The organism is Pseudomonas inefficax (genome assembly GCF_032164165.1).
Lineage (GTDB): Bacteria > Pseudomonadota > Gammaproteobacteria > Pseudomonadales > Pseudomonadaceae > Aquipseudomonas > Aquipseudomonas inefficax.
This window is the reverse complement of record NZ_CP134401.1, coordinates 4,867,589-4,881,114: the sequence shown is the minus strand read 5'-3', so window position 1 is coordinate 4,881,114 and position 13,526 is coordinate 4,867,589. Positions and strand designations below refer to the sequence as shown.

The following is a 13,526-nucleotide window of genomic DNA, read 5'->3' as shown; positions in this document are numbered from 1 at the left end:
ACCCGCCTTGTGATGCAGTGAGGAAATAATCATGGACAAAGAAACAGCCGTGTCATCGCTTACCGACGTGATGGCCAAGTTCACCGCCTATATCGGCAAGCGCCTGCCCCGCGACGTCAAGGAAAAGACCGCCAAGTTGCGCGCCGCCGAAACCAACCCGCTGGCCATCGCCGTGTACGACTCGATGGCCGACAACCAGGAATACGCCGACAAGCTCAACCGGCCAAGCTGCCAGGACACCGGCGTCATCCAGTACTTCGTCTCGGCGGGCGCGCGCTTCCCGCTGCTGGGCGAGATGGAAAGCATCCTCGAGAACGCCACCAGGGAGGCCACCATCCAGGGGCCGCTGCGCCACAATGCGGTGGAAACCTTCATCGAGAAGAACACCGGCACCAACACCGGCTCGAAAATCCCGTGGCTGGACTGGGAAATCATCCCCGATGCCGACTACGCCATCGTCGACGTGTACATGGCCGGCGGCGGCTGCACGTTGCCGGGCTCGGCCAAGGTACTGATGCCAGGGCAAGGTTATGAAGGGGTGACCGAGTTCGTCTTCGATGTCATCACCTCACGCGGTGTCAACGCCTGCCCGCCACTGCTGGTGGGTGTAGGGGTATCGACCTCGGTGGAGACAGCGGCACGCCTGTCGAAGAAGGCCATCCTGCGCGAAGTGGACTCCAGCCACCCCAACGAAAGCGCGGCGATGATGGAAAGGTTGCTGGAGGATGGCCTCAACGAAATCGGCATCGGCCCGCAGGGCCTGACCGGCAACAGCAGCGTGATGGGCGTGAACATCGAGTCTTCGGCCCGCCACCCGTCCACCATCGGTGTGGCGGTGTCCACCGGCTGCTGGGCGCACCGCCGCGGCAAGATCCGCATCAACGCCGACCTGTCCTACGACATCCTCTCGCACGAAGGGGTAGTACTGTGAAAAAGATCCTGAGCACACCCATCAGCGACGAAGACCTGGCCAACCTCAACGTGGGCGATGTGGTCTACCTCACCGGCCAGCTGGTGACCTGCCGTGACGTTGCCCACCGTCGCCTCATCGAACTGGGCCGCGAGCTGCCGGTCGACTTGCGTGGCGGCGCGATTTTCCACGCAGGCCCCATCGTCAGGAAGAAGGACGATGGCAGCTTCGAGATGGTCTCCATCGGCCCGACCACCAGCATGCGCATGGAAAAGTTCGAGAAGCAGTTCATCGAGCAGACCGGCGTCAAGCTGATCGTCGGCAAGGGCGGCATGGGCCCGGAGACCACGACCGGTTGCCTGGAGAACAAGGCAGTGCATGCCGTGTTCCCGGGCGGTTGCGCGGTGCTGGCGGCGACCCAGGTGGAAGAGATCGAGCGTGCGGAATGGCAGGACCTGGGCATGCCGGAGACGCTGTGGGTGAACCGCGTGCGCGAGTTCGGCCCGTTGATCATCTCCATCGACACCAAGGGCAACAACCTGTTCGAGCAGAACAAGGCCCGCTTCAACGAGCGCAAGGGGGCGGTGATCGAGAAGATCAACAGCCAGGTGCGGTTCATCAAATAACTGCGTGCGACATGGGGCCGCCCTTGCGGCCCAATCGCCGGCAAGCCAGCTCCCACAGGTTCACCACAGGGCGGAGTATTGTGGGTTACCTTTGGGTTATCTGTTGCCAGTACCAACCTCTTCGCGGGCAAGCCCGCTCCCACAGGGGTATCACCAAGCCAGAGGCCAGTGATATCCCTGTGGGAGCGGGCTTGCCCGCGAATGGGCCGCAGAGCGGCCCTTGCCACGTCCTCTAAGTCCCTCAACCTGCCAGGTTGAAGTCCGCTGCAGTCACCGTGGTTGCATCCGCCACTCCCACCAGGCGGATGGAGTCGGTAGCACCAATGCTGACCAGCGTATCCGCGCCGACATCGGTGATGGTGACGTTGGCGGCAAAGGTGGCCGCGGTGATATTGAAGGCAGTGATATCCAGCAGGTCCTGCCCACCCGTCGCGTTGCTGTCGAAGTTGATAATCAGGTCATTGCCGAAGCCTGCGGCGAACTGGAAGACATCATTGCCATCCGTAGCCATCATGGTGTCATCGCCGGCACCGCCGTTGACCGTATCATCGCCTGCTGCGCCGTTGAGGAAGTCACTGCCGCTGCCACCCGACAGGATGTCGTTGCCGGCATCGCCGAACAGCGTGTCGTTGCCTGCCCCACCGTTCAGGACATCGACGCTGAGACCACCATCCAGGCTGTCGTTGCCGTCGCCACCGTTGAGGGTGTCATTACCTGAGCCACCAGTGATGACATTGTCCAGGGCGTTACCGGTACCGGTGAAGTTGGCGGCGCCGAAGTACCTCAGGTTCTCCAGGTTGTTGCCCAGCGTCCAGCTAGTCAGCGTGGTGCGCACCAGGTCAATACCGCCGCCGGCCTGTTCCACGATCACGTCCCCGATATTCTCGACAACGTAGCTATCGTTGCCGGCGCCACCCACATGCAGGTCGGCACCCAAGCTTCCGTTGAGGAAGTCGTTTCCGGCGCCGCCAGTTATGGTATTGGCCAAAGCATTACCGACACCCAGGAAATTGCCAGTGCCAGTAAAGCTCAGGTTCTCGACGTTGGCGCCGAGCGTGTAGCTGAGCAAGTTGGTCTGCACCAAATCCGTGCCACCACCAGTTGCTTCGGTGACGATGTCACCCGCATTGTCGACGACATAGGTGTCATTGCCGACACCGCCTATCAGGGCATCTGCACCCGCCCCACCGTTTAGGACATCGTTGCCCGAACCGCCAGTGATGACGTTGCTCAAGCCATTACCGGTACCCACGAAGTTGGCAGCGCCGAAGTAGGTCAGGTTCTCCAGGTTATTGCCCAGCGTCCAGCTAGCTAACGTCGTGCGCACCAGGTCTGTACCGCCTCCTGCCTGTTCCACGATCACGTCCCCGGCATTCTCGACCACGTAGCTATCGTTGCCGGCGCCGCCTACGTGCAGGTCGGCACCCAAGCTACCGTTGAGGAAATCGTTTCCGGCGCCGCCAATGATGGTATTAGCCAGGGCATTACCCACACCCAGGAAATTGCCAGTGCCGGTAAAGCTCAGATTCTCGACGTTGACGCCCAAGGCGTAGCTTGCCAATGTGGTCTGCACCAGATCCGAGCCCCCTCCGACTGCCTCGGTGACAACATCAGCCACGTTATCGACCACGAAGGTGTCGTTGCCGGTGCCGCCAATCATCAGATCTGCGCCGAGCGCACCGTTGAGTGTGTCGTTGCCATCACCACCGTTGAGAATGTCATTACCTGAACCACCCGTGATGACGTTGTTCAGGCCATTGCCGATGCCGACGAAGTTGGCGGCACCGAAGTAGGTCAGGTTCTCCAAATTGTTGCCCAGCGTCCAGCTGGTCAGCGTCGTGCGCACCAAGTCGGTACCAGCCCCCGCCTGTTCCACGATCACGTCCCCGATATTCTCGACAACATAGCTATCGTTGCCGGCACCACCCACATGGAGGTCGGCGCCTAAGCTACCGTTGAGGAAATCGTTTCCGGCGCCGCCAGTGATGATGTTGACCAAGGCGTTGCCAACACCAAAGAAATTGCCAGTACCGATGAAGCTCAGATTTTCGACGTTGGCATTGCTGGCCAAGCTGTAGGTTGTCAAGGTGGTTTGCACCAGATCCGAGCCTCCGCCTGCCGCCTCGGTGATGGTGTCACCTACGTTGTCGACCACAAAGGTGTCGTTGCCGGAACCTCCGGTCATGGCATCAACACCCAGCCCACCATTAAGCACGTCGTCTCCGGCGCCGCCGTCGAGAGTGTCGTTGCCTTCCCCCCCCTCAAGCGTGTCGTTGCCATCACCACCGAACAACTGATCGAATCCGGCCAGGCCAACAAGCGTATCGTTACCCGCCAGCCCCAACAGTACGTCGTCACCCACGGTGCCCGTCAGGGTATCTGCAGCGCCTGTACCCACTAGCGTCACACCTGGCACCCCTGGCACTACTGCCGTCGCTGCGGAGGTAAGCGTTTCCTGGGCGCCGAAACCATCGGTGTAGCGCACCTGCACGCGCAGTTGCAGATGGGCGTGCAACGGGCCTGGGGTGAAGGTGGCAGCGGTCGCACCGGCAATGTTGGTGAACGTTGTACCGCTACCTTGCTGCCACTGGAAGCTGAATGCACCCAGCCCGTCCAGGTCGGCAATGCTGGCCGTGAGGGCCGTCAGTGTCTGGCCCACCTCTGGCGTGGTGTCGCTGATCAGCACGGCACCGGTAGGCGCATCGTTGACGTTGGCCACCGGGTCGAGGATGTCGGAGGCGATGCTTTCCTGCACGCCGATGTCATCCACATAGCTGACCACCACCCGCATGTTCTGCCCCACCTGGTCCTGGGTAAGGACAAAGGTGCTGCTGATGGCGCCGGCAATATTGACCCAGCCGAGCCCGCGGTTGGACTGCCACTGGAAGGTGAACTGCGGGTTGCTCAGGCCGTCGGCATCGACGATGGTCGCCGTGTTGGCGGTGAGGGTCTGATTCTGCACCAGCAGCCCGGTCACGGTCGGCCCGGCAGTCGGTGCGCTGTTCGGCGACGAATCGACGATTTCCAGCGTGCCCTTGGCGTCCTGGTACACCGCCCGTACGCGGATGTTCAGCCCCGCCACATCGTCCGTGACCCGGTAAGTGGCGCCGGTGGCCCGGGAAACTTCGCCGGCAGCAACGAAGGTGATGTCTTCATAGACACCCGAACCTGGCAGGGTCTCGACTTGCCAGTAGTACGCCACAGGGCCGTTGATGGCGCCACTCGCATTGGTGGCGCTGACATTGTCGGCATCGTGCACCGCTACGTTGCTCACCCGCAGCAACTGGCCGCTGACCGATGTGTCGTTGCGCAGGCCGGTGACAGCATCGAGGATCGCCAGGTGGCCCGTTGGGCCGGCGTTGACCGCAGTGCCCACACCGGAGGCCTGGGCGCTGTCGGAGAACTGCAGGCGCTCGATACCGGTCAGGCGGTCGACACCATCACGCCCGTCCACCAGGTCGGTGACGATCACCGAATTGCCATCGACCACCACGCTATAGTCGGTGGCGACCCCCGAGAACACCGCCGTGTCGTAGCTGTCGGTGCCGCTCAGGATTTCACGAACGATCACCAGCTGGCCCGGGTTGTAGGTGCCATTGAGCATCAGCGGCACCATCGGCTCCATGCTGTCGTAGCTGGCGATTTCCGGGCCGGTGCCATCGCTGTTGGCACGCACGCTGATGCGCACGTTCAGCCACTTGTCACCGTCGAGGATGTCGTCGCCGCCACGGCCTTCGATCAGGTCACTGCCGCTGCCACCAAGGATGATGTTGCCACCGTCGTAGAACGTTGCTCCGGCGGCCAGCAGGCTGGACAGGCCGTTGATCAGGCTGATGTTGGTCAGCACGCTGCCGTTGGCGCCGTTGGTTGGCAAGGTGGCAGCGGTTTCGCTGTCACCGCGCAGGAAGTCGCCATGTGCCGAACCCGACAGGCCTTCCATGATGTCGAAGCGCACCAGCGTAGACGCGCCCGAACCCGGTACCGGCGGTACATCGAAGAAGCGGTCGCTGAAGTCGACAGTCACGCCCTGGGCCAGGCCCTTGAAGGTCGCCCAGTCGTAGCCGGAACCACCGATGTAGCGGTCACCGAAGCCCAGGCTGCCGACCATGATGTCGTCGCCGCCTTCACCGTTGAACTTGTCGTTCTCGCTGCCGCCGATGAACACGTCGTGGCCGATGACCGGGTCGTTGCCGAGCGGGTCGAAGTTGTCGCCGGGCGCACCGTCCGAGGTGCCCTTCTCGATCCAGTCGTCACCTTCGTTGCCCATGTCCTGCTCGTTGGCCTTGCTGCCCAGGATAAAGTCGTTGCCCTGGCCGCCAATGGCTTCGGAGGCGTCCTCACCGGTGACGATGAAGTCGTTGCCGAAACCGCCGATGATCAGGTTGACACCATTACCGCCGTGCAGCACATCGTGGCCGTCGCCGCCCTGGATGTTGTCGTCACCACCCATGTCGCTGATGATGTCGTCGCCGGCACCACCACGCAGCTGGTCGTTGCCGTCGCCACCCTCGATGCGGTCGTTGCCGCCATCGCCCCAGACCGTATCGTCACCCTCGCTGGACACCAGGATGTCGTCACCCTCGGTGCCGCCCAGCACGATGTGCTGGTCACCGGCATAGCGGATGTAGTTGGTGTCCGGGCCTGCCGTCAGCGGGCTGTCGCGGAACACCACCTGCTCGCCGTTTTCGCCCAGTGGGTCGGCATTGCCCAGGCCTTCGTTGAATTGCTTGCTCCGGTCCACTTCCAGGTAGAAGCCAACGTCGGAGAACACCAAGCCTGGCAGGTGAGTGGCCGAAGTGTTGGCCATGATCAGCTTGGCGAACGAGTTGCTTTCCAGTTCGGCGTTCATCGACAGGCCAGCAGTGCGCTCCAGGTAGTAGAAGCGGTCGCCGTCCTGCAGTTTCTCCATCTGGTTCTCGAACACGAAGTTGAAGGTGCTGCCCAGCATGCCGCCGAACGGGGTTTTCGCTTCGGCCAGGCCGCCGATCCACAGGTCGATGGCATCGACCCCAGTCACGGTCACTGCCCTCAGGTCATCGGCGGTACCCAGCAGACCATCCCTGCCAGGCAGATTGACGTTGGCGTACGCGCCGGTGCTGTTGAGGAAGTCCAGGCGGTCGGCTGGCGCGCCATCGCCGCCGAACACCAGGGCCATGGCCGCCGCGCGTTTTTCCAGTAGCGTGGTGGCTTCGGTGATGGTGCTGTGGGTGCCGTAGGCAGCGATGAAGTTGATCAGCGACTCCGGATGCTTCAGGTGCTGCACCAAGTCGACCCAGCTGGTGTAAGGCTTGAGCTGGGTATCGCCGGTTTGCGCGTAGATGTCGCGGCGCACAGCGTTCAGCGAAGGGATACCGACGTCGCGGCCACGGGCGATGTTGATCGCCGGCAGGTCCAGTGGCAGGCCGAGCAGGTTGTTGCGCAGCGCCTCGGTGACGAACTCGTCGATCTCGTTACCGGCCTGGCGGGTGACCCCGCGCACGATGGCACTGGTGGCATCCTCGGGGGTGACGCCACTGGCGGCATACGCCAGCGGGTTGAGGAACGCCGCGATCAGGCCCAGTTGCTGGTCGGGGTTGGCGCTGGCCGGGTCGCTGATGACGGTGAAGTCGACGTCGAAGCGGTCGACGGTCTCGGTCAGCATCGAGTGGCCGAAGCGGTACACGGTGTGGGCGAATTCGGCCACGATCGACGCATCGAGGTCGACGTCATACACCTGGGTCGGGGCGAAGAACAGGTCGACCCGCGGTTGTACGGTGCGGGCGAACTCCTCGAACACCAGGTGCTGGTACTGCATCTCGGTACCGAACTTGGCGGCCTGGAACAGCCGCTCGCCATTCCACACCAGCGCGTCGATTGCGGCCTGGTCGGCCGGCAGCACGGTTATCGGGTTGAGCAGCCACTCGTTGATGAACGCCAGGTCACCCGAATCGAGCACGGTGTCCATGGTCTGCGCCACCAGCCGGTTGTGCTCGGAGTGGAAGATCGCATGCACGGCAGTCAGGCCGATGTTCTCGTTGACCCGGCCGTCGCCGGCGATGTAGTGCGCGTCGAGCAGTTCGTTGTCGTAGGCCAGGTTGGCACCGGTGTTTGGGTTCACCGGCACGGCGTTGCCCACATCGGTATCGGCATCAGGCACCAGCACGCCACCGCTGAACACCGGCACGGCATTGTGGGCGATGTCGGCAAGGAACTGGTGACCGGTGCGTACGGCGTCGGTCAGACTGATGGGCGCGTCGCGGTTGCCTTCGACCAGTTGGGTCACATCGTCGGCGGTGCCGGCGATGCCATCAGCGCCATTGTTCACGCGCATCACCACCTGCGGCATGCCGGTAGGTCCGCGCAGGAAGTTGCCGTAGGCGTCGGTGGCGAGCAGCGGCACGTTGTCGACGTCGGCATCGGTGAGGTCGATGCCGAGCACATCGCGAGCCTGGGCCTTGACCACCTTCCAGGTCGCCATGCCACCGATTTCGGTATCGTCCGCGGTACCGTACCTGCCATCTGCACCCAGGTCACGGTTGGTAATCAGGCGGCCGGTGGCGACAGGTGCACCGTCGACTATCACGTAGGCGCGCAGGAACACCTGATGCGAGGGGTGCGAGCTGTAGGTCTGGTTCTGGTCCACGAATGGCGTGGTGGTGTTGGTGTGCTCGTGAATGTCATCGGCGTTGCCGAGGATGCCATCCGGCCCAGGCAGGTTGGTGGCACGGGTCACCACCATGAAGTTGGCGGAGCCACCTTCCACGAACAGCGGATCATCCGACTGCAGCGGGATGAAGATGGTGCCCGAGCCCCCCTTGGTGACCAGGTCCAGGCCATGGTCGAAGAACTGCCCGAAGAAGGTCATCCAGGCGTTGAACGGCGCAGACAGGCCAGCATCGGCGGCGGTGTTCTCGAACAGGTACACGTCGTGGTCGTCGCCGGTGCCGAACTGGCCGTCCAGGCCCGGGCTGGCGACGATGCGCACGCCGTCCTTGAGCACGTCGTCGTTGCCCACGGCACCGAAGTTGAGCACGCCGTCCGCACCCGGGTCATACGCGGTGGCATAGGCCGCCGGGTTGTTGGAAGTCTGGTCGACGACCAGGTTGCTGATGGTGCGCGGCTGCGAGTCGAACACCGGGCCGCTGGTCTGCTCGTACGACGAGCCCGGAATGGCCGGCGAGCCAGGGCCGAAGAAGCCGGCCGGCGCACCTTCGGCCGGGTTGAATACCGGGTCGGTCACGCGCGGGAAGATATTGTCGGCGGCCCCGAACTGGGTGTTGTTGATGCCGTTGAGGTTCAGCAGGTTGTTGTTCGAGCCGTCCACCGTCCGCAGGCCCAGCGGCGCACGAATGTTGGGCAGCAGCGAGAGGATGTCTGCCCCGTCGGCGTCGGCCTCGGCGATCCTGATCTGGTCGAGGATGAAGTTGAGGTCGGAGCGCACCATGTGCAGGCCAGCACCGCCGGCAGTGGCATCCACCACCGGTGTGGCCGGCGTCGGTACCACAGGCGCACCCGGTTGCACCACGGCGGTAGGCTGAGAGAACAGCACTTCGGTGGTGCCGTGGGCGTCCTGGTAGATCGCCTTGACCCGCAGGGCCAGCCCCGCCAGGTCTGGCGACACCTTGAACGTGGTGCCGTCGGCGCTCTGGAACGCCAGGTCGCCGGCCGGCAGCAGGATGATGTCCTCGAACACGCCACTGCCCGGCTCGGCCTCGAACTGCCAGTAGTACGACACCGAGCGGCCGGTGAGCGTGCCTAGCGGGTTGCCGGCGCTGATGTTGTCGGCATCCAGTACGCCGGCCACGTTCACGGTGAGAATATCACCCACGGTGATCGCGCCGCCGTTGCCGTCAGTAATGGCAGGACTGCCGGTAGGCTGCGCATTCACGCCCTCCACCAGCACGCGCTGGCCGTCGGAGAACTGCAGGCGTTCGATGTGCAGCAGGGTATCGACCCCATCGCGGCCGTCCACGGTATCGGTCACCGTCCACACATCGTCACTGGTATCGGCGGTGCCACGGGTGTTCTGGGTGACCACGTACTCGTTCTGCAGGCCGGAGAACACCGCGGTATCGAAGGCTGCGCCACCGGTCGAGGTGCCAGGAAGGATTTCCCGCACGGCCTTCAACTGGCCAGGGTTGTAGGTACGGTCGAGCATGAACGGAATCATGTCGGCCATGCTGTCGAAGCTGGCGATCTCAGGGCCGGTGTGGTTGACGTCTCCCGGGGCATACACGGCGATACGCACGTTGAGCCACTTGTCACCGTCGATCAGGTCATCGCCCCCACGGCCTTCGATCAGGTCGCTGCCGTTGCCGCCAAGCATGATGTTGCCGGTGGCAAAGCCGGTGGTCGGCAACCCGGCATCGGCCAGGAACTGCTGCAGGCCACGGATCAGCGCCACGTTGGTCAGCGCACTGCCGGTGGCACCACCGTGGTTGAGGATGGTCACGGCATCGACATTATCGCCCTTGAGCACATCGGCGAAGTTCGAACCGGACACGCCTTCGACCTCGGCGAAGCGGTCCAGTATTGAGGCCGGCGAAGCGCCTACCGGCTCGAACACACCAGTGTTCTGGGGCGGTGCATTGCCATGGGGTTGGGCCAGCGCGGCCAGGGTCAGGTCGACAGTAACGCCAACCTGGTCATTCTTGTGGGTAATCCAGTCGAAACCGGACATGCCGTCCATCTTGTCCTGAGCATCGCTGCCGACAAAGATGTCGTCGCCGCCCTCACCGATCATCTCGTCGAAGCCAGCGCCACCGACGAAGATGTCGTTGCCTATCACTTCGTCACCCAGCAGCGGCGCGAAGTTGTCGCCAGGCGCACCGTCCTGGGTGCCCTTCTCGATCCAGTCGTCACCCTCGTTGCCGGTCGGTGGCAGGTTGGTCTTGGCGCCGAGGATGAAGTCGTCACCCTGGCCGCCGAAGGTGGTGCTGATGTCTTCAGTGGTGATGATGAAGTCCTGGCCGTTGCCGCCCAGGATCAGGTTGCCGCCCACCAGCATGCTGCCGGCGACGATCACGTCGTTGCCGTCGTTGCCCTCCAGGCGGTTGTCGCCGAACGAATCGGTGATGATGTCATCACCGGCACCGCCCAGCACCGCGTCGTTGCCCGCACCGCCTTCCAGGGTGTCGTTGCCGGCGTCGCCGTAGACGGTATCGTCGCCCTCACCGGAGATGATGATGTCGTTGCCGGCGGTGCCGCCCAGCACCACGTGGTCTTCGCCGGTGTAATGCAGGAAGTTGGTGTCGGTGCCCACGGTATCGGGGTTGTCGCGAATCACCAGCGGCACCACTTCGACGCCGTTGATCATGATGCCGCCCGTCGGGTCAGCCCGGCCATCGACCCCCAGCCCGGTGAACTGGTTGGCCTGGTTCACCTCCAGGGTGAAGGTCGGTGTGAGGAACACGGTGTTGGACAGGTGGGCGACATCGGAGTTGAGCATGATCAGCTTGGCGAAGGAGTTGTTCTCCAGTTCGGTGCCGAAATTCATGCCCGCCGTACGCGCCAGGTAGTAGAACCGGTCGCCGTTCTGCAGCGCTTCCAGCTGGGTTTCGAAGACGAAGTTGAAGGTGGCGCCGAGCATGCCGCCGAATGGCATTTTCTGCTCGGCCAGGCCGCCGACCCAGAAGTCGATGTCATCGACACCGGTCACGGTCACCCCGCTGATGTCATCGGCGGTGCCGGGGATGCCGTCCGCGCCGGCCAGTGTCACATTGGCGTAGGCGCCGGTGCCGTTGAGGAAGTCCAGGCGGTCCGCTGGCGCGCCCTCACCGCCAAGCACCAGCGCCACGGCGGCGGCGCGCTTGGCCGCTTCGGTGTCCGCCCCGGTGATGGTGGCGTGGGTACCGTAGGCGGCGATGAAGTTGATCAGCGACGCCGGGTGCTTGAGATGGTCGGCAAAGTCGGCCCAGCTGATGTAAGGCTTGAGCTGGCTGTCGCCGGTCATCGCATAGAAATCGCGCCGCGCCTCGTTGAGGGTGGGGATGCCGGTGTCACGGCCACGGGCAATGTTCAGCGCGGGCAGGTCCAGCGGCAGGCCAAGCAGGTTGTTGCGCAGCGCCTCGGTGACGAACTCGTCGATTTCGTTGCCCAACTGACGGGTGACGCCACGGATGATCGCGCCGGCCGCTTCGTCGGCGGTGGCGCCACTGCCAGCGAAGGCCAGCGGGTTGAGGAAGGCAGCGATCAGGCCGAGCTGCGGGTCGCCGTCCACCGGGGCGAACGCCGGGTCGAAGCGGTCGACGGTTTCGGTCAGCATCGAGTGACCGAAGCGGTACACCACATGGGCGAACTCGGCGAGGATGGCCGGGTCGATCGAGGTGTCGTAGCCGTTGGGGGCAAGGAACTCGTCAATCTGCGGCTGGATGGTACGGGCGAACTCTTCGAACACCAGGTGCTGGTACTGCATCTCGGTGCCGAACTTGGCGGCCTGGAACAGCCGCTCGCCGTCCCATACCAGCGCGGCGATTTCGGCGGGCGTGGTGGGGATGGCAGCGACATCATCGATCAGCCACTGGTTGAGGAATGCCACGTCGCCGGAAGCCAACAGGGTGTCCTTGGTCTGCTGCACCAGGCGGTTGTGCTCGGAGTGGAACACGTGGTGCACGGCAGTCAGGCCGATGTTCTCGTTCACCCGGCCGTCGCCGGCGATGTAGTGGGCGTCGAGCAGTTCGTTGTCGTAGGTCAGGTTGTTGCCACCCGGCCCCACCGGCTGTGCGTTGCCCACGGCAGTATCGGCGTCGGCCTGCAGCACACCGTTCACGATCACCGGCGCGGCGTTGTGGGCGATGTCGTCAAGGAAGCCATGCCCGGTGCTCACGGCATTGGCCAGGCTGATCGGCGCGTCGCGGTTGCCTTCGACCAGCGTGGTGACGTCGTCGGCGGTACCGGCGATGCCGTCGGCGCCATTGTTGACGCGCATCACCACCTGCGGCATGCCGTTGGGCCCGCGCAGGAAGTTGCCGTAGGGGTCGGTGGCCAGCAGCGGCACACTGTGCACATCGGCATCGGTCAGGTTGATGCCGAGCAGGTCACGGGCCTGGGCCTTGACCACTGCCCAGGTGGCCATGCCACCGCTTTCGCCGTCGCCATCGTCGGCGGTGCCGAAGCGGCCATCGGCGCCCAGGTCACGGTTGGTGATGAGCCGCCCGGTGGTTACCGGGTCGCCTGCAGCATTGAGCGTGTATTCACGCAGGAACACCTGGTGCGAGGGGTGCGAACTGTAGGTCTGGCTCTGGTCGACGAACGGCGAGGTGGTGTTGGTCTGGCCATCGTCGGCGGTACCCACAACACCATCGGCGCCTGCGGTACGCACAGCCCGTGGCAGCACCATGAAGTTGGTCGGGCTGCCTTCGACGAACAGCGGGTCGTCCGGCTGCAGCGGGATGAACACGAAGTCGGTGCTGCTCTTGGTGACCAGGTCCAGTCCGTGGTCGAAGAACTGGCCGAAGAAGGTCATCCAGGCGTTGAAGCCGGCGGTCAAGCCGACGTCGGGCGACACGTTGGGGATGAAGAACACTTCCGTGTCGTCAGCGGTGCCGAACACCCCGTCGATGCCGGGGCTGATCACCGGAGCGGCACCACCATTGGCCTCGACCGCGGCCGGGTTGTTCGCCGTCTGGTCGACGATCAGGTTGCTGATGGTGCGTGGTTGCGAATCGGTGACCGTGCCGGTGCCGGCATAGTCGCCGCTGAAGGATGGGCTGAGCAGGCGCAGGAACGAGTTGTCGGCGGCACCGAACTCGCTCTGCCCGGTCACCAGGTTGTTGTAGCTGCCGTCCACGGTGCGCAGGCCGAACGGTACCTGGCTGTTGGGCAGCAGGTCGGTCAGGCTGGTGCCATCGGCATGGGCTTCGGCGATGAAGATCTGCTGGAGGATGAACTCCAGGTCCGACTTGCTGAAATCTGCCATTTCAATTGCCCTCGATCTGTCGGGAGATGACTCAGGGCAACAGGGTCCTTCCCGCGCCCAGTCAGTGTGACGTGCGCAGTTTCTGATTCTGGGT

3 protein-coding genes are annotated in these 13,526 nt (G+C 63.8%); 2 read left to right on the top strand and 1 reads right to left on the bottom strand.

Going from position 1 to position 13,526, the window contains the following annotated elements; translation table 11 throughout:
* Positions 1-31: 31 nt before the first annotated feature.
* Both ttdA and ttdB read left to right on the top strand, forming a co-directional pair.
* Positions 32-931: a L(+)-tartrate dehydratase subunit alpha gene (gene ttdA, locus RIN61_RS22035; protein WP_112252228.1), complete on the top strand. Its 900-nt coding sequence runs from the start codon at positions 32-34 to the stop codon at positions 929-931.
* Entirely contained in the window at positions 928-1,536 is a 609-nt protein-coding gene (ttdB, locus tag RIN61_RS22030; protein WP_003259286.1) for a L(+)-tartrate dehydratase subunit beta, read from the top strand. Before ttdA ends, ttdB begins: the two co-directional genes overlap by 4 nt.
* 241 nt (positions 1,537-1,777) lie before the next feature.
* Here the strand turns inward: ttdB and RIN61_RS22025 are convergent, their stop codons facing one another.
* Positions 1,778-13,432, bottom strand: a complete 11,655-nt coding sequence (locus tag RIN61_RS22025; RefSeq protein ID WP_313854080.1) for a peroxidase family protein — start codon at positions 13,430-13,432, stop codon at positions 1,778-1,780.
* Positions 13,433-13,526 lie beyond the last annotated feature (94 nt).